Raw genomic sequence first — 26,947 nt, 5'->3', positions numbered from 1 at the left:
CGTCTACTTTCTATTATTTTGTAACCATGGATGAAATAATTTACCGAAAATTGGCATGACTACCCATGATAGCAAGGACACTATACATACAGAAACAAAAAAAGCTGACATAATAGGATTCATATGTTTTATAATAGGTCCTATCACTTTAGGAACTAACATGCTAAGAGGCCATACACCCAGAAGGGTAACGATAGACATTTTCCATTTTGGAGGTGGAACTGGCGTTTTCGGAGTAACAAACCAATAAGCCAAACTGCTTTCAGTTTTGTAAGTTGGATTAGTGGCTTGAAATTGCTCGGCCGTTTTTAACAAATCCCGGCGAACATCTGATTCTTGCCAAGCACGTAGATGCTCATACGTATCAAAGCGAAAAATAACAGTGTACTCTCTGGATTCGTTACTTGGGACTATTAGATTTACACCTAAATGTCCTGGGAATTTAGTAGCCGCAGCCTCAATTTCATGTCTCCATGTTTCAAACTGTTTTTCTCTACCTTCTTGAATTTCCCATGTAACAATCGTTGTTACTGGATTGCCAGCATCCATCGTGTTCCCTGTATAAGTCTCTTCGACAGCTACTCCTTCTTGTTTCATATTTTCCTGCTTGGAAGCGCGCCATGCACCATAGTATATGCGTATTCTACACCTTGACCATAAGCACCAGTGTGTTCCTTTACAATCTCCATTACAGCATCATAAGTGTCCTTGTGTGCCCAGTCACGTTGGTATTCAAGTAAAACTTGAATTGCTGTCACTGGAATTGCACCAGCTTGTTCTACACGACGCATAGCAGCGTTATGTGCTGTCAAACTAGTACCACCTGAAGCATCATCAACTGCATATACCTCATAGCCAGCTTTAATTGCTTCAAGCACAGGGAATGCAAGGCAAACTTCAGTCCAAAGTGCTGCAAATATTAATTTCTTTCTACCGGTTGCTTTAACTGCCTCAACAAATTTCGGATCTTCCCAAGAGTTCATTGAACTACGTTCTATAATTTCATGGTTTGAGAATATATCAAGAATTTGTGGCCAAAAATAACCAGAAAAGCTGCGTGTTTCAACTGTAGTAAGAATAGTAGGTACGTTAAAAGTTTTTGCTGATTTAGCAAGCAGCATAACGTTATTAATCAATGTTTGTCTATCAATACTTGCAACTCCAAAAGTCATTTGAGGTTGAAAATCAATTAAAATTAATGCACTGTTCTCCGGATTTAACAATTCTAAATTACTCATAATAAACAGCTCCTTTTTTAATTGTTTAAAATTAATATTATTGAAAAAATATATTTTCTGTTAATTAAACCTGTAATCGTAAAAATAAAATATTTGCTATACCTTTTAATTTAAAAGAGAGTGCTGATTTAATCAGCACTAAATGTATACTATCTAGTTTTTTGAAAGAAAAGCTATTATGCATTTTGTTTACTAAGATCTCGCTGCGCGCCCATATAGCTTCCAATTATATTTTGATAGCCTGGAAGATTGCTAGCAAGCAAATTGCCAAAACCTTCGACATCGTTGCGCCAATCGCGTTGTAATTCGCAAGCTACGCTAAACCAGTTCATAAGTTGCACACCACTATGTGCCATACGTGTATTGGCAGCATCTGCAACTTGTTTACTGAAAGTTCCTGAAGCATCAGTAACAGCAAATACTTCATATCCAGCTTTTATAGCGGAAAGTGCCGGGAAAGCAACACAAACGTCCGTAACTACGCCTGCGATGATAAGTTGTTTTTTTCCAGTTTCTTCGATTGCTTTTACAAAATCATCATTATCCCATGCGTTAATTTGTCCAGGTCGAGCTATTTTTGGTGCATGAGGAAAGAGATCAACCAATTCTTGCATTAAAGGCCCGTTGGGCCCGTTTTCAAAACTTGTTGTTAAAATAACTGGTAAATTAAAAAACTTAGCAGTATGAGCAAGAGCTAAAACATTGTTCTTGAATTCATCAACACCATAGTCACGTACTAGTCCGGACATAAGACCAGTTTGATGATCTACTAAAAGCACAACAGCATCATCTTTGTTAATACGAGAATAGAGATCAGTCATTATGTATTCCTCCTAAAAATTAAGTAATCGAAGAAAGTTTAAATAGTCGGATACTATCATAAGTTTCTTCGTTTATAACTAAGCTGACCAATAATATTGGTTATAGCAGCATTCACAGAACATGAAGTGCTATACAAATTTATAGTATTTGAAAACTGATTCGTTAATCAATTCTAAATTATCTATAATTCGTATAGGTCGTAACTATAGTTGTTTTCACTATAAAATAGATTGGTTTTACCTATACATCCTATAGATAGAACGATATTGATAGTCACCTATTTTTGTTATTACAATTGAATAGGAGTAATGTTCAGTAATTATTTTATGATGCAAAAGGTATTAGAGGGGGGATTGTTCCAAAAGGAGAAAATGAATGCATTGGAACAATAGAGTTTCATACTTAGAGTTCACAACATAAACGTGCATGAATAGATTGTGAGATTCATCCGGATTATTGAAGAAAAGGATACATATTAGAATACTTTTTGGAGGTAGAAGCATGGCTAAAATTACTGTGGGAACCGAAAATCAAGCACCAATTGAGATATATTATGAGGATCAGGGCACAGGAAAACCAGTTGTACTAATTCATGGTTGGCCGTTAAGCGGTCGATCTTGGGAATACCAAGTTCCAGCTCTTGTTGAGGCTGGATACAGAGTTATAACGTATGATCGTCGAGGGTTTGGAAAATCATCTCAGCCGTGGGAAGGGTATGAATATGATACCTTTACTTCTGATTTACATCAACTATTAGAACATTTAGAGCTTCAAAATGTCACACTTGTTGGTTTTTCTATGGGTGGAGGCGAGGTAGCCCGGTATATTAGTACGTATGGAACAGATCGTATTGAAAAGGCTGTTTTTGCTGGAGCGGTACCTCCATATTTATACAAATCAGAGGATCATCCTGAAGGGGCATTAGATGATGCTACAATTGAAGCATTCAAAAGTGGTGTGATAAATGACCGCCTCGCATTTCTTGATGAATTTACTAAGGGATTTTTCGCGGCTGGTAATCGAACAGATTTAGTTAGTGAGCCATTCCGTTTATATAATTGGGATATTGCAGCCAGTGCATCACCTAAAGGAACACTTGATTGTATTACCGCCTTTAGTAAGACAGATTTTAGAAAAGACTTGGAGAAGTTTAATATACCTACTCTTATTATTCACGGTGATTCAGATGCAACTGTACCATATGAATATAGTGGGAAATTAACACATGAAGCAATTCCTAATTCTAAAGTAGCCTTAATAAAAGGCGGTCCTCATGGGTTAAACGCAACTCATGCTAAAGAATTTAATGAAGCACTCCTATTATTTTTAAATGACTGATTACAACTATATAATTGTTAATTGATAAATTATAAACAAGTAAAAAATAAAGCTTTATAAAAGATGCTCTTGGATAAATCCAGGAGCATCTTTTTAAATGGTGATATTGAGATGTTAGGTTGATAAATCCCTATTAATTTTGGATTGAATACTCTTCTTAACAGCTAAAATATATTGATTAGAGTTTTTTAGATTTCTTAGAAGTATTGTTATATTACTAGCAAGATAATGTTTTGAATAATCCTCAAAACAAAGAAATGTACATTTTTTTGAGGAAGAAATATCTTGTCAGAAAACAATAAAATCTTATTAATTTTTATAATTGGTAGAATTTTTATGGAAATAATTCTCTTAATATATTAAAATAACATCGTATTATGTCAGATTTTAATTAGGGGAGAGAAATTTTATGTTGAAAAAAATCATTCCAGTTGCTTTAGCATTAAGTACAGTTACTTTTACTAGTGTATTTGCTGCGCCTTCAATCCAAGCGAGTACAGAACAAAACCGCTACATAGATGTACAAATGCTCGGTATTAACGATTTTCATGGGCAACTAGACACTGTAAAAAAAATTAACAATAAAGATGCAGGGGGAATTGAGTACTTAGGGGCTTATTTACGTGATCGTGAAAAACAAAATCCAAATACATTAAAGGTACATGCTGGAGATGTTGTTGGAGCAAGTACTCCTGTTTCAGCATTATTACAAGACGAACCTACAATTGAATTTCTAAATGATTTGAAATTCGATGTTGGAACGATAGGAAATCATGAATTTGATGAAGGTGTTGAGGAAATGCATCGTCTTATTTATGGTGGATACCATGAGAAAACAGGTAATTTTAAAGGAGCAAAATTCCCATATGTTGCTGCGAATTTCTATAATAAATCCACCGGTCGTTTATTTTTACCACCATTCACTATAAAAAAGGTACAAGGAGTTCCAGTTGGCTTTATTGGAGTCGTGACAACAGATGTTCCTAACCTTGTTATGCCTACTATGCTAAAGAATGTAGAAATTACAGATGAAGTTGAAGCTATTAACAAATCCGTAAAGCAATTAAAAAAACTAGGCGTTAAATCTATCGTTGTTCTTGCGCATAACGGAGGTATAACAGATGGGAACGGCGTAACAAATGGTGATATCGTCCGATTAGCAAATGAGACTGATCCGGAAGTCGATGTTATTTTTGGTGGGCATAGCCACACTTATGTAAATGGAACTGTTAATAATAAACTTGTCGTACAAGCAAATTCATATGGTATGGCTTTTGCTGATGTTGATGTAAAGATTGATCGTAAGACACAAGATATTGTTGAGAAAAAAGCAGAAATTGTTACAACTTACCATGAAGGCATGGAGCCTGATAAAAAAATAAAGAAGAAGATGGAGAAATATCAAGCAAAAATTGCACCTCTTGTTAATGAAGTTGTAGGTAAGTCTATTGCTCCACTAGATCGCAAACTCAATACGGCTGGTGAATCTACTCTGGGAAATTTGGTTGCTGATGCCCAGCGTGCAACAATGCAATCCCAAATCGCACTTATGAATCCTGGTGGTATTCGTAATGACTTAGATGCTGGTGATATTACATGGGGAGAGATATATGGTATTCAACCATTCGGAAATCAATTAATAAAAGTAAATTTAACAGGTCAAGACATTCGTGATATTTTAAATCAACAATGGCAAAAAGATATAACAAGAATGCTTCAAATTTCAGGGATCCAATACACTTGGGATGCGAACAAGCCTAATGGAGAAAAAGTAACAAGTATTCGCTTAACAAATGGAGAAGAAATTACTCCATCTAAAACTTACAGCGTCGTTGCTAACGCATTTCTAGCTTCAGGTGGAGATGGATTTGTATCCTTTAAAAACGGTAAAGATGCTGAAACAGGACCAACTGATTTTGAAGCATTAGTAGATTATATAAAAAAATCAAAAGAACCAATTCAGTCTATTATTGATGGAAGAATTCAAAAAATAAATTAGTCTTTTATTAATCTCAAAAACAACTAGATTATCTGTGCGCTATACTTTTTAGTGTACAGGTAATCTATTTTTTTGATTTGAAATAGTCTAACTGTGGCCAATGCGTATACTGTCTAGATACAGAGTGCCGAAAAAAATGAAGTGAACAAAAAATAACCCCTAAATTAACTCTATGATAAAGAGACTACAAACAATCAAAATTTGGAACTTCATATTAACCATATATTAACTACGTTAATAATACATACTGAAATTGAATACTTTAGATAACATCATTTATAACGAATATCTATACATTATGATGTTATGAAATGAGGAGTTTACACTACAATGGATTGAAGCTTATGTAGTTTTATATTCGTATAAGTGAATTAAGAATTTCTTAAGAACCTATTAAGAAATAAGTGAGCTTTAGGAACTAGAATAAATGTATCTGAACAGTAATAAGAAAATGAATGTTTTAAATGGAAGTTGGCAGAGTATGTCAAAAAGCTATAAGTAAATATTTCAGGAGGTTTTTTATGAAAAAGAAAATAATTATTGCAATTGTTGCTTCTGCTATAACAATGACTCATTTTGTAGGAAATACTTATGCAGATTCGAAAACAAAGGTTTCTGTTACAGCTCCCTACAATACAAATCAAATAGCAAAATGGTTAGAGGCACATGCAAAGCCTTTAAAAACAACTAATCCAACTGCACCTCTTAATGATTTGAAACCACTTAAGAATATGGTAGGTTCAGCTTCAATTGTAGGTCTAGGTGAAGCTACGCATGGGGCTCATGAAGTTTTTACGATGAAACACCGTATTGTTAATTATTTAGTATCTGAAAAGGGCTTTACCAATCTAGTTTTAGAAGAGGGATGGGACAGGGCCTTGGAACTTGATCGATATGTTCTTACTGGTAAGGGAAACCCAAGCCAACATCTAACACCTGTATTTAAGACGAAAGAAATGCTAGATTTACTTGATTGGATTCGGCAATATAATGCTAATCCAAAACATAAATCTAAAGTACGTATCATCGGGATGGACATTCAATCAGTAAACGAGAATGTTTATAATAATATAATAGAATATATTAAAGCGAACAATTCAAAACTATTGCCTAGAGTAGAAGAGCAGATAAAAGGTCTTATTCCTGTAACAAAGGATATGAATGCTTTTGAAAGCCTTACGAAAGAAGAAAAAGAAAAGTATATTTCAGATGCTAAACAAATTAGTGCTTTATTAGAAGAAAATAAAAGTTATTTAAATGGAAAATCTAAAGAGTTTGCATGGATAAAACAAAATGCTCGTATTATTGAACAGTTTACTACAATGTTAGCGTCACCTCCTGATAAACCATCGGATTTTTATTTGAAACATGATATTGCAATGTATGAAAATGCGAAGTGGACCGAAGAACATTTAGGAAAAACCATTGTATGGGGACATAATGGACACGTTTCGAAAACAAATATGCTTTCTTTTATATACCCTAAAGTAGCTGGGCAGCATTTAGCAGAATATTACGGAAAACGGTACGTATCTATTGGAACGTCAGTTTATGAAGGACAATACAATGTCAAGAATAGCAATGGTGAATTCGGCCCATACGGAACATTAAAATCGGATGATCCAAACAGTTATAACTACATTTTTGGACAGGTGAAAAAAGATCAATTTTTTATTGATTTACGTAAGGCGAACGGCGTGACAAAAACTTGGTTAAACGAACAACATCCAATTTTCGCTGGAATAACTACCGAAGGGCCTGATATACCAAAAACTATTGATATATCATTAGGTAAAGCGTTTGATATACTCGTTCAAATTCAAAAAGTGAGTCCATCTCAACTACATTAATAAATTTAGAATAATGTGCCTTAATGACAACTTGAGAAGTGTTTCATATAATACTATGAAATTTGTTTTATATAGTAAGAAGAATAATCGTATTAGAAAAAATCAGCAATTTAGCCTGTTAAGAGTAAAATGAATCTTCAATATGTAAAGCGCAAAAAACACTGAAGCGAAAAGCATCGGTGTTTTTTGCGCTTTCGGGCACAGATGCTACTTCAACCCTAGTGTACAAGTGATTTTGAATGTAAGGAATTTGTAAGGAATAGGTAAGAAAAAAGAGATTTTCATTGTGTAGGATAAAAATATAAGGAGGCGTGAAGGGGGGAACAATTACGGCCTACATATAAAACAAACAATCAGTAACAAGAGTGTTTTGTGAAAATAATGAGTACAATGATTGCAAATGCATTGTTGCCTTTTCATCATTTGGAGAATGGATAGCTGTGTGGTTCGTATATGACACTTCTATCAACTATCTATACAATTTTAATAGAAGAGAGGAATTCTTTATGAAAACACGCAGTAAAATTACATGTGCAAGTCTAGCACTTTTAATAGGTGGAAGTTCCCTGTTATACATAACACCAACATCAGTTGTAAAAGCAGAACCTACGCAAAATGTATCTAGTTCGTTACAAACAAGTACGCAAAGCGATCGTACTTCCGTTAAGAAAGCAATACGAGATGAACTGCAACTTGGATACCCGGGAATACTCGCTCAAATTTCTAAGGGTGGTAAAACTTGGAGTTATACCGCTGGGATAGCGGATCTGAGAACTAAGAAACCAATGAAAGCAGATTTTCGCTTTCGCATTGGCAGTGTGACGAAAACGTTCATTGCAACAGTTCTACTTCAATTATCTGGAGAGAACCGTTTGAATCTAGACGACTCCATTGAAAAATGGTTACCTGGCGTTATTCAAGGAAACGGATATGATGGTAACCAGATTACTATCCGTCAAATATTGAATCATACAAGTGGTATTGCTGATTATATAAATTCAAAAGACTTCGATATTATGGATACAAAAAAATCGTATACGGCTGAAGAATTCGTCAAAATGGGGATTTCTCTTCCCCCAGATTTTGCACCAGGAAAGGGTTGGTCTTATTCAAACACAGGTTACGTATTACTGGGGATTCTTATTGAAAAAGTAACTGGCAACAGTTATGCGGAAGAGGTTGAAAACCGAATTATTGAACCGCTTGATTTGTCAAATACATTTCTACCTGGTAATTCAAGTGTGATTCCAGGCACCAAGCATGCCCGTGGCTATTTGCAACTAGACGGAGCGAGTGAGCTAAAAGACGTTACTTATATTAACCCAGGTAGCTCGGATGGAGATATGATTTCTACTGCTGACGATTTAAACAAATTCTTCTCTTACTTACTAGGTGGTAAATTACTGAAGGAACAGCAGTTAAAACAAATGCTTACTACAGTTCCTACAAATAGAGAGGGAACCGGATATGGTCTTGGAATCCTTGAAATTAAGCTTCCGAATGGTGTCTCGGTATGGGGACACAGAGGTGGCGTTCTAGGGTTTTCCACTTTTGCTGGTGGAACACTTGGAGGCAAACATACATTGGCCGTCAATTCGAACAGTTTTAAGATTAATAATCCAGAGTCTTTTAAAAACGTTTTAATTGCTGAATTTAGCAAGTAGGCAAAAAGGAAAACTGGATACATTTATCATTTGTAATTTTAATCGGAATAGATTACCGATTAAAATTAGTATAGAGGGAATTAAGTATCTAGAAACAATCAATCCGATAATGAGAGATGGCTAAGTAAAAGGATTGGTTTATATATTGTATTCTCTCCAGCCGATTAAAGAAGTAACAGATATAATGAGTGATTATTATGTATATATTATTGTAGTCGTGTTTGTATCGTCACTGATTATAAATTTGTATAAGGTGCGAAGTCTAATTTAAGACTTCGCACCTTTGCTGTTTAACAGCTTTTATTACTAAGCTATTAATAATAGCAAAAAGGAGAATGTAACTAGTTATGCAGATGAATCTTGGCACAGGTGCTATAGGAGATTTTGCTGAAAATAAATTTAGAAGAATATATGAATTAGAGACATGAAAGCTGAAATGAATTTTAGTATTTTTTATGTTCATCAGTTACTTGAAATTCTAGCTGTTTTGTATACAGAGTTTTTCCAACCGTGATTGATAGCGCGTAAATATCATTCTTAATTATATGTAGTATGCATTGAGTGAGATTTTTTAGAACTAAATACAGTGTCATCTCCTAATGGTGAAAACAGTATTTGAATATTGTAGGGCTCTTAAGTGTTTTTAGATTTTTAAAGCCCGGTCATTTTAACCAAAATTTTCATAGAAATACCTTTTAAAAGAACGTAAGTTCGTATATAATAAGAACAAACGTTCTTCCGTTAGGAGTGATAACCTTGTATGATTATTCTCTTTTACCGAATCGTATTATTCTTTGTGTAGACCTTCGTAGCTTTTATGCAAGCGTATCATGTATTAAAAAAGGACTTGATCCAAGATATACAAAATTGGCTGTCGTAGGGGATGTGAATCAGAGCGGATCAATTGTATTAGCAGCAACACCGCCATTAAAAGCGTTAGGAATAAAGAAGATGACTCGTTTTTACGAAATACCGAAGCGACCAGATATTATTATTGTGAATCCAATTATGCATACGTATATGAAGTGTTCAACTTTCATAACGGGTTTGGCTTTGCAATATGTCGCACCGGAAGATTTTCATCAATATAGTATCGATGAATTTTTTATGGATATGACTGCAAGTATTCATTTGTTTGCCAGTAATCCGCGCGAATTCGCATTAAAGTTTAAGCGAGAAATATATGAACGTACAAGGATTGAAAGTACGATTGGTATTGGGCCGAATTTATTATTAAGTAAAGTAGCGATGGATGTGGAAGCGAAAAAGAATAGGGATGGAATAGCGCAGTGGACGTATGACGATATACCCGAGAAGTTATGGAGTATTAGACCGCTCAGTAAATTTTGGGGTATATCGTATAAAACAGAAATGAAATTGAATCGAAAAGGTATACATACCATTGGAGAATTAGCTCAGTATCCTTTGAAATATTTAAAGCAATCATTCGGTGTAATAGGAGAAGAATTACATCTACATAGTAACGGAATTGATTTTAGTAGAATAGCAGAAAAATATGTTCCAGCGACAACATCTATAGCGAAAAGCCAAATATTATTGCGTGATTATTCGGTAGAAGAGTTCATAGTTATTTTATTAGAGCATATAGAAGAAGTTTGTTATAGATTGAGACGAGAAAAGAAATGCGCGCAAACAATTCATTTTTCAGTTGGATATAGCAGGGAATACGGTGGGGGAATAAAAAAGGCACATACGTTAAATAGAGCAACAAACTTAACGATGGATATTTATAATGTTTGTACATATTTTTTATATGAGCGCCATACAGGAGAGCCGATTCGATCAGTAAGTGTTTCATTAACAAACCTTATTAATGAAGGGGAAGAGCAAATTTCGCTTTTCGATAACATTATACAAAGAGAAAAAGAAATACGATTAACGAAAGTTATGGACGAAATTCGAACACGATTTGGTAAGAACAGTATTTTACGTGGGATTTCTTACACAAGCGTCGCAACAGCAAGATATAGAAACACATTATTAGGAGGGCACAAATCGTGAAGAATGCTAATATGCCAAAAGGAAGAGGTATGGTAAAGTGGCAACCGTTTGCCAGTATGCCGGAGCAGTTCGCAGTTATTAAAGAAATGATAAAGGAGCAAACGAAAGCCTCGCGTCCAATTGTAACGCAAGATGCAAAAGAAATGATTGAAAATAAGCTATTAACTTCTTTTTTAGGTGAGGAAGAGGTTTTACTTACATATTATAAAGATGGTTATTTATATAAAAATTACATAACAGTAGTGGATATTAATCCATTAATGGAGACGATTACTTGTACGGATGCTTGTTGTAATAAGCGTACTTTTAAGTTTTTTGATGTAATTGAGATTGATTAAAGTATGTTTCTATGCAGCAGACGTATTTTTTTAGCCTACTGCATAGAAAGGTCAGTTATAGTATTATGCTTATACTAAAAATAAGATACTCTTTATTACCATTGACGATAGTTGCATTTCAGATGAAAGAATGTGGGGAAACACCCCCGTTAACAATAGAATTAGCATTAACAGCAGTTATAGGATTTCTTAAAATTATGAATATCAGTTGTTAGATGGTGCGATATTTATTTAGAAAAAGCCGTTTTAGATACTAATAGATATAAGTAAGACAAGACTTAATGACTAAAGAAAATAAGCATTTTACACTTCAATTATAATAGGGAGGATCATTGGTTTTCTTTTTGTATGTGAGTATATAAAGTGACCAAGTGATTCTCGTATTTCTCTTTTTAGAACATTCCATTGATTAATATGTGCTTTTTGTAATCTGTTGACAGTTTCTACAACTAATTGATTAATTTTATTTAAGAAATCTTCAGAGTCCCGAACATATACAAACCCACGAGAAATTGTATCAGGGCCAGAAATTATTTTCTCTTCTGTTTTACTCAAGGTTATAACTATTACAAGCATACCATCTTCAGAAAGTTGTTTGCGATCGCGCAATAAGGCGTTTCCAACATCTCCAATACCTAATCCATCTACATATATATTACCCGCAGTTATACGTCTTGTTTGAATAGCAGTTTGATTTTTAATATCAACAACATCTCCATTGCCGATAACATAAATATTATCTTTCTTGACACCAACAGACTCTGCCAATTGACGGTGATGATGTAACATTCTAAATTCACCGTGTATGGGAATGAAGTATTTAGGCTTCATTAAAGTAAGCATCAATTTTAATTCCTCTTGATATGCGTGTCCAGAAACGTGCATTCCTGTTGAACTTCCAGATCCATAAATAACATTTGCTCCTAATAGAAATAAGTTATCTATAATACGTGAAACATTACGCTCATTTCCTGGTATGGGGGATGCAGACAAAATGACTGTGTCACCTGGTAAAATATCAACTTGTCGATAGTTGCCACTAGACAATCGAGACAGGGCAGCCATAGGTTCACCTTGACTACCAGTGCAAAGTATAGCGACTTTTTCGGGTTCCATTTGATTAATCTCATTCGCTTCGATTAACATTCCTTCAGGTATATTCAAATAGCCTTGTTCTAAAGCGACAGAAACTACGTTCACCATACTTCTTCCGAGGAGGGCAAGCTTTCTATTTGTTTTTAAAGCGGCATCTACTATTTGCTGTACACGATTCACATTAGAAGCAAAGGTAGATATAATAACTTTTCTGTGAGCCTTTACAAAGGCTTCTTCAATTTTTTCGCCTACTAACCGTTCTGATGGAGTAAATCCAGAACGTTCGGCATTCGTACTTTCTGAGAGGAGAGCTAAAACCCCGTTACTTCCGATATTAGCCATTTTGTGAATGTCTGGATATTGATTGTTTATGGGAGTCAAATCAAATTTAAAATCACCTGTATGGACTACTGTACCTTCTGGTGTATGAAAAGCAATCCCGAGGCAATCGGGAATACTATGATTTGTTTTGAAAAAAGATAGGTTGATCTGTCCAAACTCAATTAAAGAATCAGAGTCAATAACAATTAACTGTGTCGAATCTTGAAGTTTATGTTCTTTTAATTTAATGCCGATTAAGCCTAAGGTTAATTTTGTTGCGTAAATTGGTACATTCAATTGTTTTAAAAAATACGGAATACCTCCAATGTGATCTTCGTGTCCATGTGTAACAATTAAACCTCGAATTTTATCTTTATTTTCTTGTAAATATGTAACATCAGGTATTATTAAATCTATGCCTAATAAACTCTCATCGGGAAACTTAGAACCACAATCAATGATTACAATGTCATCTGAATATTGTATGACATACATATTTTTACCAATTTCATTAACACCACCTAAAGCAAAAATAGATAGTTTATCATTTATTGTACTCAAATGAATATCCTCCTCTTAAAATCAAATTTACTTGAATCTATGTAAAGGTTTGTAACCAACTATTAATAAATAGTTGGTTACAATTATCTCAAAGACCCATATCTTTTAATCCAGGACTATGCTCATTTGGCATTTCAGGAAGTTCTGGTACAGGAAAACCTTTTGGCGGGTCAGTTACTGCTAATGTTCCTTTGTTTCTACTTGGTGATTCACCTTGGAATATTTCTCCGATTCTTGTTGGATCTAAGCTAAAATTAAATTGTGCGTTATGGAATCCCATGTCTACATACTTTCTGCACTCTGGATATTTATTAATATCATAGTTCGGCACAGGGAAGAGTTTCCCCCATTCAACACCCAATGTCTCTAAAGCTTTTGCGAAAGCATTTTGATGTGCATTATCACGTACAATTAAGAATGCAAGTGTTTCTCTAAACGTTTGATTGGAACTCATTTCATAAATTCTAGTTTTTTGAAGTACACCTGTAGATTCAAGTACTACGTTATCTAATAAATCGCTAATTAAATTCCCATGACTATATACCCAAGATCCATTCCATGGGTTGCCAGCTGCATCAACAGGCAATGAACTTTGAGCACCTACAATAAAGTGGTGAGGATTTGCATGTTTAACCGCTTCATCAAGTGGTGCGTTGTCAACACCAGCATTTCCTGGCGTAGGTTCACCAGATCCAGTTAATAGTTGATTAATTGTATGTTGTACAAGTTCTACATGGCTGATTTCCTCTAAAAAAACACCTCGAAGTAAATCACGATATTGCTTCTCTTTACCTCTAAAATTTGAGCTTTGGAAGAAGTATTGCATCATTGTACGCATTTCGCCATAATGCCCACCTAATATTTCTTGTAAAACTTTTGCGGCAGCTGGATCTGGCTTGTCCGGCTTGATAATATTAATCAGTTCTTCTTTATAATAAAACATGAAGTACACCTCTTTTAAGTTAGTTAACATTGTTATCGTGTCCGTTAGTTGGTTACTTAATACTGTAATTCATTTTTTTACCAATAAAGTATTACCTCAAAATAAAAAGTTTTTTGGAAATAACTATTTTCGATGTAAGATGAAAATGGGGGATAGATACTTAGCATTTAATAAAAAAAGATAAGATTACGAAATGTAATCTTATCTTTTCATTAAGAATCATGAATTGTAGCTTCAAGGCTTCAGAATGACTTTAATACAATCATCTTCACGATTATTAAAAATTTGATAACCGTAGCTCGCTTCTTCAAGGGGGATTTTGTGTGTAATAATCTCTTTTGGATCAAATTCTTTATTTGTTATTTTTTCAAATAGTTCCGGCATAAAATGAATGACAGGTGCTTGTCCCATTTTAAGATTAATATTTCTAACCCAAAATGCCCCGAGTGGAAAGGCGTTATAATTGCCACCATAAACGCCGGTCATTTGAACCGTTCCATATTTTCTTACGGCTTTCGTAGCGATTTGAATAGGACCGAGAGTTCCACCTTGTAATTTCAATTTTTGTTCCAGAAATTCTAGAGGCGATTTTTTTCCATCCATCCCCACACAATCAATAACTACATCAGCACCGCCATGTGTAATTTCCTTTAAATGTTCTCCCATATCAGGGAATTTTGTAAACTCAAATACCTCAACATTGTTAATCTTTTTTGCATAATTCATCCGATAATCTAAGTAATCCACTGCAATTACACGTTTAGCACCTTGCATCCAAGCGAATTTTTGTGTCATTAATCCAACAGGTCCACAACCAAGGACGATAACAGTATCACCTGGCTTAACGCCTGCGTTTATTACACTCCAATAGGCTGTTGGTAAAACATCTGATAAAAATAGTAGGGATTCATCTTCAAGTTCGCATGATTCCGGTATAACAAATGGAGTGAAATTACCAAATGGAACTTTTAAATATTCTGCTTGTCCTCCTGGATGATTACCAAATTTCTCTGTATAACCAAAGTATCCACCAGAATCGTAATGAGGGTTTGAGTTATCACATTGACTTTCCATTTCATGTTGGCAATAGAAACAATGTCCACAAGAAACGTTGAAGGGGATGACAACACGATCGCCTTTTTTCACTCTAGTGACATCTGGCCCGACTTCTTCAACGATTCCCATTGGTTCATGGCCGATAATGTATCCTTGAGGTAAGGGCATGTTGCCTTGATATAAATGTAAATCAGAACCACAAATAGCGGTTGAAGTAATTCTTACAATAATATCATCTTTTTTTTCTAATTTTGCATCATCCACTTGTTTAACCTGTACTTGGTTTGGTCCTTGATAGGTTACAGCTTTCATCTCATATCTCCTTTTGAATTATGTCTCAAAACATAATTTTATTTAATCTCTTGGTGAAATAGAAATCTTTCTTTTATTTACTGAAGGGAATTAGAAAGTATACATAGTGTTGTTATGAAAGTATGTTATATCAGTTATTCTTTCTTATATGTTTTGCCCTACTTTAAGAAAAAAATCAATTTTTATCCATAATACAATTACCATAAAAAGGATAATTGTTTTTTCATAATTTGTAGCATATTAACAACATCGGAGGTGAAACAATATGGCAAACAATAATAGTGGAAGTCGTAATGAATTATTAGTTCGAGGCGCTGAACAAGCTCTTGATCAAATGAAATATGAAATTGCACAAGAGTTTGGTGTACAACTTGGTGCAGATACAACAGCTCGTTCAAACGGATCTGTTGGTGGTGAAATTACAAAACGTTTAGTAGCAATGGCAGAACAACAACTTGGTGGTAGAGCTAACCGCTAAGTAAATTGGCATAAAATATAGCAAATATGTAAATCAATTTCTTTTGTGTATTCATAAAAATAAAAACCCTTATATTAAACAGATTCTCACTCAAAGATTATTGATAATCTTCTTTCATAATCTTTGAGTATTTAATTTGTAAACTACTTTCCTAAACAATAAACACGCAGTGTTGGAAAGGTGTTTTCCATGCATAGTAGAAAATCTTTTGCAGGAAAAAGCATACTTAAAAATTTGATTTCAATATTGAAATCAATATTTATTATCATATTTTCGAAAGGTAGGAATTTAAAAATGGGTATATTAAGTGGAAATCCTCAAAATGAACCTTTACATTACGGAGAAGTATTTGACATTTGGAGTTATCTTCTTGCTGCACAGGGTGCAATTGCCAGTCATCAAGTATTTATGAATCATACAGGTGACGAAGATTTGAAGAAGTTTTTAGAAAACTTAATTGAAAATGATATGAATTCGGAAATAGAAGAGTTAAAAACTCTTTTAAAGGTGAATGGCGTAGCTTTACCGCCTGCTCCTCCAGAACGACCAGTTGCATCTATCGAAGACATTCCTCCTGGAGCACGTATTAATGATGCTGAAATTGCTGCTGCTGTTTCTACAGGATTAGCAGCTGGACTTGTGACATGTAGTCAAGTAATGGGAAAATGTCTTCGAGAAGATGTAGGCATGTTATTTGGACAATTTCATATGAAAAAAGCACAGGCAGGTGTAACTCTGCTACGTTTAAGTAAGAAAAAGGGATGGGTAGTTCCACCTCCATTACATGTAAGAAATTCTGATCAAGCGTAATAAACAAAAATAAAAAAGTGGCGTTGGTCACTTTTTTATTTTTTAGATGTATCATCAAGCTTGGATCTATTTATTTTAGAAGAATCTATATATTCATCTGACATTTCCATAGCATATTTATCATGGCGAATATGATTGTGATTTTTTAAATTATCATCGTTATGCAGTACTAGCCTCTTCATATAAATGTGGAAGAAAACTTCTGTTCCACCAATAATTAAAGCAGCTATAAATGAAGAAACTCCAATATTACGAGTAGCATCTAAATCAGTAAACAAGGATATTAGTAACCAAATTCCAAAAAAGCTTAAGCCTAAATCTGCTATTGTAGCAATCATATTTCCGTATTTAGGTAAAATGAAGAGATCTCCAATTAAATAGGCAGCTCCTGTAAGGAAAAGAGAAATTAGTAATACTTTAGGAATTGAAATGCCTTTAAAGATACTAAGTATGATTAGTAATACTGCAGTTATCGCTGTATATTTAATTAATAAAGCAACAATATGTTTCATCATTTTCCTCCATTGTTTAAACGTATATGGAATAAAATATTTCATTAAAAACGGATTATGCTTTTATATAGCGTAACCCGTTTTAATCACCCTTTAATGGTAAGAAGTACAACCTGGGTAAGAAGCAGGCCTATACTATGGATAGTATTGGCGGAATATCGAGCTTTATTCACAAAGGGTAGTTCCATTCTTATAATAGAGAGGTTGCCTAAGTACAGTTTTTTTCATATTAAACTTAATATCTTTTGGTGTTTTGATTTTGTATCATATTCTGATTCAGTAATATAAAAATAAACAAAGTATTTTCGCGTTTAATGCATCTTTTTATCTATATATTTTCCGTAATCAGGTACAGCAATTTTATCAAATTCTTGAACGAGTGTTTTGAGGCTTGTTGATAGCAATTCACCTGACATTGGTATTCCATGTCCAGTAACAGTGACTAGAGGCTTTAATTTTTCTAATTTAATGACGGATTCTTTAGCAGCTTTCCAGTCTGTTGTTAAGTAACGAGGTGGACCGCTTATTTCCTGTTCTTGAGTTATTACTTTATACAGATACTCCTGTTTTACTGTAACAAAAGCGTCCCCAGCAATTAAAGTTCGGTCTTTTTCTCGGAATAATGAAATATGCCCTGGAGTATGTCCTGGTGTATGAATCCATCTAAACTCTGGCATATGGGGAACAGTTCCATCGGTAGGTAGCGCTTTTACATTATTTTCTAAGTCAATTGGTTCGTTTGGGAACAGAGGAGACATTTTCGCTACCATACCACCTTCAACTGTAGGGTCTGGTTCTGGATAGCTTTGTTGTCCAGTCAGGAACGGTATCTCCATTTGATGGGCATAGACCGGAACATCCCAATATTTGATGAGTTCAATTATTCCCCCAACATGATCAAAATGCCCGTGAGTTAAAATAATTGCTTTTGGGCGACTATTGGAACCAAATCGATCTTTAGCGATAGAGATAATTTCATTTGCACATTTAGGCATTCCAGCATCAACTAAAACAAAATCATTGGTCTTAGGATTTCCAACAAAGCATATATTGACGATTTGAATCGTGTAACAAAATAAATCACGTAATACTTCGATGCCGTGACCACTCTCAATTGAAGTTGCTGGAATAAACTTGTAATCACTTCCATAATTCATTTCATTGTCCAATTTTTCTCCCCCTTAATATATTTTAATACGACATTATAGTTCCCTAATCTTGAAAATTCATTTTGACGAATTTTAGAAAAGAATTAATATGGGATTAAAAAACAATAATTTAGTCCTAGAATTAAGAGGGATTCATATCAATTTATATAAAGTGCAAACAAAAATATTGCTTTTAAAGTCACAGATTCTACTATTTTTTGAGGCGAATTTATGGCTTAATAAAAGATTTATAAAGATATTACAATATGGATTTATATAAAAAATACATAACAAATGTCGATAGAAATCCATTATGTCTAATGATTGCTTTTCATAATCAAAGAATGTTTAAGTTTGGTGATGTAATTGAAGTGAATTAGAGGGGAAATAGAAGTGATAATCTCTTCCTAACTTAATTATATCATGTAATTTACGTTCGAAATAGACTGTTTCTTCTCATTTACTACTGTTACAATCAAGAACACATGAATAGTAAGGAGAGGTGCCAAATGAGTTCTTTCGTTCTCGATTTTCAGGAAATAGAAAAAACGCAGCTTTTTCTCGTTGGTGGAAAAGGATTGAATTTAGGGGAGTTATCCAATATTCAAGGGATACAAGTGCCAGAAGGATTTTGTGTTACAACGGTAGGGTATGAACAGGCCATCGGAAAAAATGGAGCGTTTCAAACTTTATTGAATCAATTAGCAATGCTAAAAATTGAGGAACGAGATCAAATTGGTGAAATTAGTAAGAAGATTAGAGAAGTCATTATGGCGGTGGAAATTCCAGTTGATGTAGTGGAATCAGTAGCTCATTATCTCTCGCACTTTGGCGATGAACATGCATATGCTGTGCGTTCGAGTGCTACTGCTGAAGATTTACCGTATGCCTCGTTTGCTGGTCAACAAGATACGTATTTAAATGTTATTGGAAAAGAAAACATTTTGCAGCATATTAAAAAATGCTGGGCTTCTTTATTTACAGATCGAGCGGTTATATACCGAATGCAAAACGGTTTTGATCATAATCAAGTTTCTATATGTGTTGTCGTTCAAAAAATGGTTTTCCCTGAGGCTTCAGGGATTTTATTTACTGCGGATCCGATTACTTCGAATAGGAAGGTGTTATCAATCGATGCCAGCTTTGGACTTGGCGAGGCGCTAGTATCTGGATTGGTTTCTGCCGATAATTATAAGGTAAAAGAAGACGAAATCGTCGAAAAGGTCATCGCAACGAAAAAATTAGCCATCTATGGACGAAAAGAAGGCGGAACAGTGACAAAGAAAATTGCTCCTAATCACCAAAAAGTTCAAACACTTACTGAACAACAGATTTTACAACTAGCACGCATCGGAAGACAAATCGAAGCTTATTTTGGTTGTCCGCAAGATATTGAATGGTGCTTAGTTGATGATGCAATTTATATAGTCCAAAGTAGGCCGATTACGACTTTATATCCAATTCCAGAAGTAAATGATGGGGAAAATCACGTGTATGTATCGGTTGGTCACCAGCAAATGATGACTGATCCTTTGAAGCCATTAGGAATGTCTTTATTTCAATTAACATCTTTCGGACCAAGGTTTCAAGCTGGGGGAAGGCTGTTTGTTGATGTTGCACAAAGATTGGCTTCACCTGCAAGTAGGGAGTTTTTATTAAATACAATAGGTGAGTCGGAGCCGCTTATTAAAGATGCATTAATGACTGTAATAGAGCGAGATAATTTTATCAAATTGTTACCGGATGATGAAAAAGAAAATAGTAAGAGAATGCCGCCTGCAGGCTCACAACCACAAATCGAAAATGATCCAGCAATCGTTACGGATTTAATAAAGAATAGTGAAGCATCGATCGAAGAGTTAAAACAAAACATTCAAATGAAATCAGGATCAGATGTACTTAGTTTTATTTTAGAAGATATCCAGCAATTAAAGAAAATATTATTTCATCCGCAAAGTATGGCTGTAATTATGGCAGGTATGAATGCTTTATCATGGATCAATGAAAAAATAGAACAATGGCTAGGGGAAAAGAATGCAGCAGATGTACTTTCACAATCTGTACAACATAATATTACGTCAGAAATGGGGCTAGCGTTATTGGATGTGGCAGATGTGATCCGGCCGTATCCGGAAGTCATTGCGTATTTACAGCATGTAGAAGATGACAGATTTTTAGATGAATTAATTCAGTTTAAAGGCGGGGAAAAAGTTCGGGATGCAATCGATGCCTTTCTAAATAAATATGGAATGAGATGCAGCGGAGAAATTGACATTACGAAAACTCGCTGGAGTGAACAGCCAGCTACAATTATACCGATGATTTTAAATCATATAAGGGACTTTGAATATGGTGCTAGTAAACGGAAGTTTGAAGAAGGGCTGCAGGAAGCTTTGAAAAAAGAAGCAGAGCTGTTAGAGCGATTGCAGCACTTGCCGGATGGGGAACAAAAAGTAGAAGAGACGAAGAGAATGATTCGTAACCTCCGCAATTCCATCGGTTATCGTGAATATCCGAAATACGGCATGATTCATCGTTATTTCATATATAAGCAGGCATTACTGAAAGAAGCAGAGAAACTTGTGAAAAATAATGTTCTGGATGAAATAGAAGATATATACTATCTAACTTTTGAAGAACTTCACGAAGTCGTCCGCACAAATAAACTAGATTACAAGATTATTCATAAACAAAAAAATGCGTACAAATTATATGAAAAACTAACACCTCCGCGTGTTATCACGTCTGATGGAGAAATCATTACAGGTAAGTACAAACGTGAAAATCTCCCGGCTGAAGCAATTGTAGGTTTGCCTGTTTCTTCTGGAGTGGTTGAGGGGAGAGCACGCGTTATTTTAAACATGGAAGACGCGAATTTGGAAGATGGAGATATATTAGTTACGGCATTTACTGATCCTGGCTGGACGCCTTTGTTTGTTTCTATAAAAGGGTTAGTCACTGAAGTCGGCGGGCTTATGACGCACGGAGCAGTGATTGCTCGTGAGTATGGCCTGCCAGCAGTTGTTGGAGTAGAGAACGCTACGAAATTAATAAAAGATGGGCAACGAATTCGGGTACATGGAACAGAAGGGTATATTGAAGTGCTGTAGTTGTATTTTAGATAAATAAAGAAATCGTCCACTAAATATAGTGGACGATTTCTTTATGATTTTAATAGTTTTATCAACTTTCATCAATATTTTCTGAAATATTGATGAATCAGAATGTATGTTCATCTAAAATAAAGGATTTTTTCAAAAATATTACAAATCAAGACAATGAATTGATTGTTATCTGAATTTTCTGTAATATATAAACGTTGTATCGTATTTAATATTAGGGAGGAATGGGGATGAAGAAAAAGCCTTTTAAAGTGCTGTCTACGTTTGCGGCGGCAGCTGTGCTTAGTTGCACATTTGGGTATGGGGGTCAATCTGTTTATGCGGCAACGCCGTCTAATGGAGGAACTTTAAGTCCGATTGATGAAAATTTAATTCAAGAGGAGCGTTTAGCAGATGCGCTCAAGAAACGCGGTGTAATTAATGAATCTACGTCGAAAGAAGACACATTAAAAGCTGTTGAAAAATACGTAGAGAAGAAAAAAGGAGAAAATGCGGGAAAAGAACCAGCAGCGGGGGATAGTGTTACGAGAGAAGCTGCTGACTTTTTGAAAAAAGTTAAAGATGCAAAAGCAGATGAGAAAGAAAAAGTAGATCAACCCGCTAGTGGTCTAGTAGTGGGACAAGAGCCGATTAAAGGGGGATTAAACGGCAAAGTACCAACTACTTCAGCGAAGCAAAAACAATATAACGGTGATGTTCGTAAAGATAAAGTTCTCGTATTGCTAGTAGAGTTTGCTGACTTTAAGCATAACGATATTGATCAAGTACCAGGTTATATGTATTCAAATGATTTTAATCCAGAACATTATCAAAAAATGTTATTTGGTAATGAGCCATTTACACTCTTTGACGGTTCAAAAGTACCAACATTTAAACAATATTATGAAGAGCAATCTGGTGGTAGTTATACAGTAGATGGCACAGTAACAAAGTGGTTGACAGTTCCTGGTAATGCGGCAGATTATGGCGCAGATGCAGGAGATGGCGGTCATGATAATATGGGACCAAAAGGACCTCGTGATTTTGTAAAAGAGGCATTAAATGCGGCTGTAGAAAGTGGTATTGATTTATCTGAATTTGACGAATACGATCAATATGACAATAATGGTGATGGCAATAAAAATGAACCAGATGGTCTGATTGATCACTTAATGGTCATTCACGCTGGAGTTGGGCAAGATGGGGGCGGTGGTAGACTAGGTGATGATGCAATTTGGTCACATCGTTGGCACCTTGGAACACCATATCCAATTGAAGGAACAAAAGCAAAAGTTGATAACTGGGGCGGTAAGATGGCAGCATACGACTACACAATTGAGCCAGAAGACGGAGCAGTTGGTGTATTCGCACATGAATTTGGTCATGATTTAGGTCTTCCAGATGAGTATGATACGAAGTACACAGGAGCAGGTGAGCCAATTAACTCCTGGTCTGTTATGAGTGGCGGTAGCTGGGCTGGTAAGATTGCAGGAACAACGCCACCGAGTTTCTCTCCGCAAAACAAAGAGTTCTTTCAAAAGAACATAGGTGGAAACTGGGCCAATATTGTAGAGGTTGACTATAATAAATTAAATCGTGGTATTGGCTATGCGACGTATTTAGATCAAAGTGTAACGAAATCAAATCGTCCTGGTCTGATTCGTGTTAACTTACCAGATAAAGAGGTGAAAGGTATTCAGCCTGCATTCGGTAAGAAGTACTACTATAGTACAAAAGGTGATAACCTTCATACAACATTAGAAACGCCAGTGTTTGATTTAACAAATGCAACAAATGCGAAGTTTGATTACAAATCAATGTATGAAATCGAAACGGATTATGACTTCCTTGAAGTACATGCAGTGAAAGAAGATGGTACAAAAACGTTAGTGGATCGAATTGGTGAAAAGAATGTAAAAAATGGTCTAGACACAACAGATGGTAAATGGGTAGATAAGTCTTATGACTTAAGCAAATTCAAAGGCCAAAAAGTAAAATTAGTATTTGAATATATTACAGATGGTGGTTTAGCACCGACTGGTTTTACTTTTGATAATGCTACATTAACTGTAAATGGAAATGTTGTGTTCTCTGATGATGCAGAAGGAGAAACGAAATTTAAATTAAATGGTTTCGTTGTATCAGACGGTTTTGATAAAAAGAAGCATAACTACTATTTAGAGTGGAGAAACTATGCTGGTGCTGATCAAGCGTTAAAATATAGCAGTGGTGTACCGTATAATACAGGTCTTCTAGTATGGTATGCAGACTCTAGCTTTACAGATAATTGGGTTGGTTTACATCCAGGTGAAGGTTTCTTAGGAGTTGTTGACTCTCACCCAGAGGCAATTGTTGGAACGCTAAACGGAAAACCAACTGTTAAAAATAGTACACGATTCCAAATCGCAGATGCTGCGTTCTCCCTTAACCAAACGCCAGCATGGAAAGTCGTATCTCCAACACGTGGAACATATGATTACAAAGGATTACCAGGTGTAACGAAGTTTGATGATTCTAAATTGTATATAAATGATTTAATCCCAGATGCAGGACGAAAATTACCGAAATTTGGATTGAGATTTGAAGTAGTTGGACAAGCAGATGATAATTCTGCAGGTGCAGTTCGTTTATATCGTTAATAATGTAGAAGCTGTTGAAGGGGAGTCCTTTCAACAGCTTTTTTTTACAGAAATATAAATTTCAAGTTATTAATAAAATAATAGAAATTACTAAGCAAGCTGGCTTATTTCTTTAAGCCAGCTGCATAAAAAGGTCCATGAACTGCAATAGTTGATAAAAAGCGAGCAATTTCCTCAGGTGTTTCTTTTTGTCCATTATTTAACCATTGCTGGATGACACCTATATGTGCAGATGCCATATAAGAAGTTAAGTATTCGCTTGGAACAAGTAAATTCTCCTTATTAATGAGAGGACCATTCGTATCTTCAAATAATGTTTTCCACATAAAGTCTTTCAGTTTTGTTTGGAAAGATAAATCGCCTTTCGGACTTAGTACAGCTTTCATAAAATCACTATTTTCATTTAGAAATTCAAGAATAGAAGTGATAAGTATAAATGGCATTGTTGGAGAAGGATTTGATCCAAGGTCAGCAATAACTTCCGGGAATTTCTGTTTAGCAATGTTAGAAAACTCGTACATAATGTCTTCTTGGCATTTTGTCATTAAATCAAATTTATCTTGATAGTGCGCATAAAAAGTACCGCGATTAATATTTGCTTTCGTTGTAATATCTTTTACTGTAATGGCGTCAAAACCTTTTACCTCAATTAATTCCACCAATGCATTTCGTATGGCAGTTTTCGTACGAATGACGCGTAAATCTAAATTACTATCGCGCAACGCATGTCCCTCCTTAATTTTACTCAACACATTTAGAAAATGTGTCTTATAACCGACACATTCACGATTTTTGATTATTGTATAAGGTTCAACTCGAACATATAATTCAAAATATAAATAAACAACACGTTGTTGATTATTATAAATCAAATTAAAGGAGGAGAAAAGAAGATGTTTAAAAATAAACTTTTATTGTTATCACCAGTTATTGCACTACTTGTTGTTTTTATTTTTTCATTAACGTTATTTCCAACTGTTCAACCGCAGTCGAAAAACTTGCCAATTGCAATTGTAAATGAGGATCAAGGTGTAGAAATTCCAAATCAACCGAAAATGAATATGGGGCAAACGATCGTTGATAACATGAAAAAAACAGCGAAATCAGAGGAAGAACCCGCAGTGAAGTGGGTAGAAGTAAAAAATAAAGAAGCCGTTCAAAAGGGATTAAACAATAAAGAGTATTACGCGGCATTAGTCATCCCGAAAGAATTTAGTGCAAAACAAGCATCGTTACGCACACCACAGCCATCTTCACCTGAGATAGAAATATATATTAATCAAGGAATGAATACGGCTGCATCAACTATGGCAGGACAAATATTAAATGGCGTGGTTGATAATATGAACAATACTGTTCGTACACAAATATTAGAAGGGTTGAAAACAAAAGGAGCTACTGTAACAACAGATCAAGCTGAGAAATTAGTAACACCTATTGTAAAGAACGTGAAAAATGTGAATGAGGTCGGCAAAAATAGTGCGAACGGTAATTCACCAATATCATTGTTCCAGCCGTTATGGATTGCAAGTTTAGCGAGCGCAGCGATTATTTTTATTGCGATTAGTAAAATACCGGTAAGTTCACGAAAAGAAAACTTTATATTGAAAGTAAAACAAATCGTAACAGGAGCTATTGCGGCACTTGTAATTGGATTTGGTCTTACATGGATTGCAGATGGGATGGTAGGATTAAATATTTCGAACTTCACGGATACAGCTCTATTCTTATCCATTACTTCTTTTAGTTTCTTCTTAATGATATCTGCGGTACTTTCATTAGTTGGGCTAAAAGGAATCGGTTTATTCGCTTTATTACTATTCTTCGGGGCGCCGTTATTATCATTAGCACCTGAGATGTTGTCTCCGTTTTATCAAGACTGGGTTTACTCATGGTTACCAATGAAATTTATGATTGAAGGCCTAAGAGAAATCTTCTTCTTCGGAAAAGGGTTAAGCTGGAATACACCTGTTACTGTACTCGTTTGGATTGGTATAGTAAGTATGATTACTATATTAGCAACTGCATTCAAACGTAGTGTAGTAAAAGGGCATAAAACAGAATTGAACGCTTAAAAAAAAGCCGTTTCACTAAATTAGTGAAACGGCTTTTTTGTGATGAAATCTAAAAGCTGAAGAATGAGTATCTGCTGTTGTCGCCTTAGAATTAAGTCGGAATCTCTAAAGATCGCGTACGTTCCAAACAATTTCACCACGTTCGTCATCCCACGTACTGTGATGCCGCTTAAATCCTATCTTTTCTAGTACCCGGAGGGAAGCGATATTCCAAGCGCCTACAGTCGACCAAAGTCTTTGGCGTCCAGTAGCAATCGCCGCGTCCAGCACAACAGATGCCGCCTCAGTCGCATAACCTTTACCATGAGCGCTGCGGAACAACTCGTATGCAATCTCTGGCTCTTCAAGTGTGGAACGTCCAATAATTAAGCCACAGTATCCGATGAAATCACCTTCATTGCGCCTTCGAATAGTGAGAAGGGAAATGCCATTTTCCTCTGTCTTCTTGCGCATCTCAATGAGCCGGTTACGAACGGAATCAACGGCTGGAATGTCCACACCACGTTCGCCAATTAATTTGCTCAGCCAAACGGAATCGGATTCCTCCCACATACTAAGCTCAAGTCTTTCGGTTTTCAGCTGGAAGGCCATAGGTTTAAATAAAGATGGCATAGTGGTACCTCCT

General features: G+C 35.2%; 21 protein-coding genes. 11 read left to right on the top strand and 10 right to left on the bottom strand.

Features of this window, described 5'->3' with window-relative positions; all coding sequences use genetic code 11:
* Positions 1–3 precede the first annotated feature (3 nt).
* The 3 genes from QCI81_RS02585 to ycaC form a co-directional block, all read right to left on the bottom strand.
* Entirely contained in the window at positions 4–597 is a 594-nt protein-coding gene (locus QCI81_RS02585; protein ID WP_000806856.1) for an antibiotic biosynthesis monooxygenase, read from the bottom strand.
* Positions 594–1,238, bottom strand: a complete 645-nt coding sequence (locus QCI81_RS02580; RefSeq protein ID WP_071731975.1) for a hydrolase — start codon at positions 1,236–1,238, stop codon at positions 594–596. The genes QCI81_RS02585 and QCI81_RS02580 overlap by 4 nt, the downstream gene beginning before the upstream one ends.
* 176 nt (positions 1,239–1,414) lie before the next feature.
* A complete protein-coding gene (gene ycaC, locus QCI81_RS02575; RefSeq protein WP_081366436.1) occupies positions 1,415–2,059 on the bottom strand; it encodes an isochorismate family cysteine hydrolase YcaC in 645 nt (214 codons plus the stop codon).
* Positions 2,060–2,561: 502 nt separating this feature from the next.
* Here ycaC and QCI81_RS02570 point away from each other — a divergent pair.
* The 6 genes from QCI81_RS02570 to QCI81_RS02545 all read left to right on the top strand — a co-directional run bounded on the left by QCI81_RS02570 (position 2,562) and on the right by QCI81_RS02545 (position 11,271).
* Positions 2,562–3,398 carry a bromoperoxidase gene (locus tag QCI81_RS02570; RefSeq protein ID WP_071731977.1) on the top strand — a complete coding sequence of 279 codons (837 nt, stop codon included), beginning with the start codon at positions 2,562–2,564 and terminating at the stop codon, positions 3,396–3,398.
* Between the two features lie 409 nt (positions 3,399–3,807).
* Positions 3,808–5,397, top strand: a complete 1,590-nt coding sequence (locus QCI81_RS02565; RefSeq protein ID WP_000913775.1) for a bifunctional metallophosphatase/5'-nucleotidase — start codon at positions 3,808–3,810, stop codon at positions 5,395–5,397.
* A gap of 521 nt (positions 5,398–5,918) precedes the next feature.
* A complete protein-coding gene (locus QCI81_RS02560) occupies positions 5,919–7,247 on the top strand; it encodes an erythromycin esterase family protein (RefSeq protein ID WP_000726839.1) in 1,329 nt (442 codons plus the stop codon).
* Between the two features lie 506 nt (positions 7,248–7,753).
* The gene (locus QCI81_RS02555; RefSeq protein WP_071731978.1) at positions 7,754–8,911 is read left to right on the top strand and encodes a serine hydrolase domain-containing protein; all 1,158 of its coding nucleotides are present in this window, start codon (positions 7,754–7,756) and stop codon (positions 8,909–8,911) included.
* 756 nt (positions 8,912–9,667) lie between these two features.
* Entirely contained in the window at positions 9,668–10,933 is a 1,266-nt protein-coding gene (locus QCI81_RS02550; RefSeq protein WP_071731979.1) for a Y-family DNA polymerase, read from the top strand.
* Positions 10,930–11,271: a YolD-like family protein gene (locus QCI81_RS02545; RefSeq protein ID WP_053564081.1), complete on the top strand. Its 342-nt coding sequence runs from the start codon at positions 10,930–10,932 to the stop codon at positions 11,269–11,271. Before QCI81_RS02550 ends, QCI81_RS02545 begins: the two co-directional genes overlap by 4 nt.
* A gap of 303 nt (positions 11,272–11,574) precedes the next feature.
* On the opposite strand, the gene QCI81_RS02540 is transcribed toward QCI81_RS02545, so the two are convergent.
* The 3 genes from QCI81_RS02540 to QCI81_RS02530 all read right to left on the bottom strand — a co-directional run bounded on the left by QCI81_RS02540 (position 11,575) and on the right by QCI81_RS02530 (position 15,559).
* On the bottom strand, positions 11,575–13,248 hold the full coding sequence (locus tag QCI81_RS02540) for a ribonuclease J (RefSeq protein ID WP_053564082.1): 1,674 nt from the start codon (positions 13,246–13,248) through the stop codon (positions 11,575–11,577).
* An 88-nt stretch (positions 13,249–13,336) separates the two neighbouring features.
* Positions 13,337–14,191: a manganese catalase family protein gene (locus QCI81_RS02535; RefSeq protein ID WP_000500355.1), complete on the bottom strand. Its 855-nt coding sequence runs from the start codon at positions 14,189–14,191 to the stop codon at positions 13,337–13,339.
* A gap of 234 nt (positions 14,192–14,425) precedes the next feature.
* Positions 14,426–15,559, bottom strand: a complete 1,134-nt coding sequence (locus QCI81_RS02530; protein ID WP_071731980.1) for a zinc-dependent alcohol dehydrogenase — start codon at positions 15,557–15,559, stop codon at positions 14,426–14,428.
* Between the two features lie 265 nt (positions 15,560–15,824).
* On the opposite strand from QCI81_RS02530, the gene sasP reads away from it, so the two are divergent.
* Positions 15,825–16,037 (top strand): small acid-soluble spore protein, SasP family, encoded by a 213-nt coding sequence (gene sasP / locus QCI81_RS02525; RefSeq protein WP_000002841.1) that lies wholly within the window; start codon positions 15,825–15,827, stop codon positions 16,035–16,037.
* A 294-nt stretch (positions 16,038–16,331) separates the two neighbouring features.
* A complete protein-coding gene (locus tag QCI81_RS02520) occupies positions 16,332–16,847 on the top strand; it encodes a DUF3231 family protein (RefSeq protein ID WP_071732056.1) in 516 nt (171 codons plus the stop codon).
* A gap of 35 nt (positions 16,848–16,882) precedes the next feature.
* On the opposite strand, the gene QCI81_RS02515 is transcribed toward QCI81_RS02520, so the two are convergent.
* Both QCI81_RS02515 and QCI81_RS02510 read right to left on the bottom strand, forming a co-directional pair.
* The gene (locus tag QCI81_RS02515; protein WP_069355872.1) at positions 16,883–17,359 is read right to left on the bottom strand and encodes a YndM family protein; all 477 of its coding nucleotides are present in this window, start codon (positions 17,357–17,359) and stop codon (positions 16,883–16,885) included.
* 311 nt (positions 17,360–17,670) lie between these two features.
* Positions 17,671–18,528, bottom strand: a complete 858-nt coding sequence (locus tag QCI81_RS02510; RefSeq protein ID WP_071731981.1) for an MBL fold metallo-hydrolase — start codon at positions 18,526–18,528, stop codon at positions 17,671–17,673.
* Positions 18,529–19,016: 488 nt separating this feature from the next.
* On the opposite strand from QCI81_RS02510, the gene ppsA reads away from it, so the two are divergent.
* On the top strand, positions 19,017–21,617 hold the full coding sequence (gene ppsA, locus QCI81_RS02505) for a phosphoenolpyruvate synthase (RefSeq protein WP_071731982.1): 2,601 nt from the start codon (positions 19,017–19,019) through the stop codon (positions 21,615–21,617).
* Positions 21,618–21,859: 242 nt separating this feature from the next.
* Complete coding sequence (locus tag QCI81_RS02500) at positions 21,860–24,247, top strand: immune inhibitor A domain-containing protein (protein WP_071731983.1); 2,388 nt, start codon at positions 21,860–21,862, stop codon at positions 24,245–24,247.
* 104 nt (positions 24,248–24,351) lie between these two features.
* Here QCI81_RS02500 and QCI81_RS02495 read toward each other — a convergent pair whose 3' ends face one another.
* Positions 24,352–24,969, bottom strand: coding sequence for a TetR/AcrR family transcriptional regulator (locus tag QCI81_RS02495; protein ID WP_071731984.1), 618 nt, complete (start codon positions 24,967–24,969; stop codon positions 24,352–24,354).
* A gap of 132 nt (positions 24,970–25,101) precedes the next feature.
* Here QCI81_RS02495 and QCI81_RS02490 point away from each other — a divergent pair, with 132 nt between their 5' ends.
* Complete coding sequence (locus QCI81_RS02490) at positions 25,102–26,322, top strand: YhgE/Pip domain-containing protein (RefSeq protein WP_142419402.1); 1,221 nt, start codon at positions 25,102–25,104, stop codon at positions 26,320–26,322.
* Between the two features lie 105 nt (positions 26,323–26,427).
* Here QCI81_RS02490 and QCI81_RS02485 read toward each other — a convergent pair whose 3' ends face one another.
* Positions 26,428–26,934, bottom strand: a complete 507-nt coding sequence (locus QCI81_RS02485) for a GNAT family N-acetyltransferase (RefSeq protein WP_001139521.1) — start codon at positions 26,932–26,934, stop codon at positions 26,428–26,430.
* Positions 26,935–26,947: the final 13 nt, after the last annotated feature.

Source organism: Bacillus cereus group sp. MG20, from assembly GCF_040459885.1.
Classification (GTDB): domain Bacteria; phylum Bacillota; class Bacilli; order Bacillales; family Bacillaceae_G; genus Bacillus_A; species Bacillus_A cereus.
The sequence above is the reverse complement of the archived record's forward strand: the minus strand, read 5'-3'. Positions and strand labels throughout refer to the sequence as shown.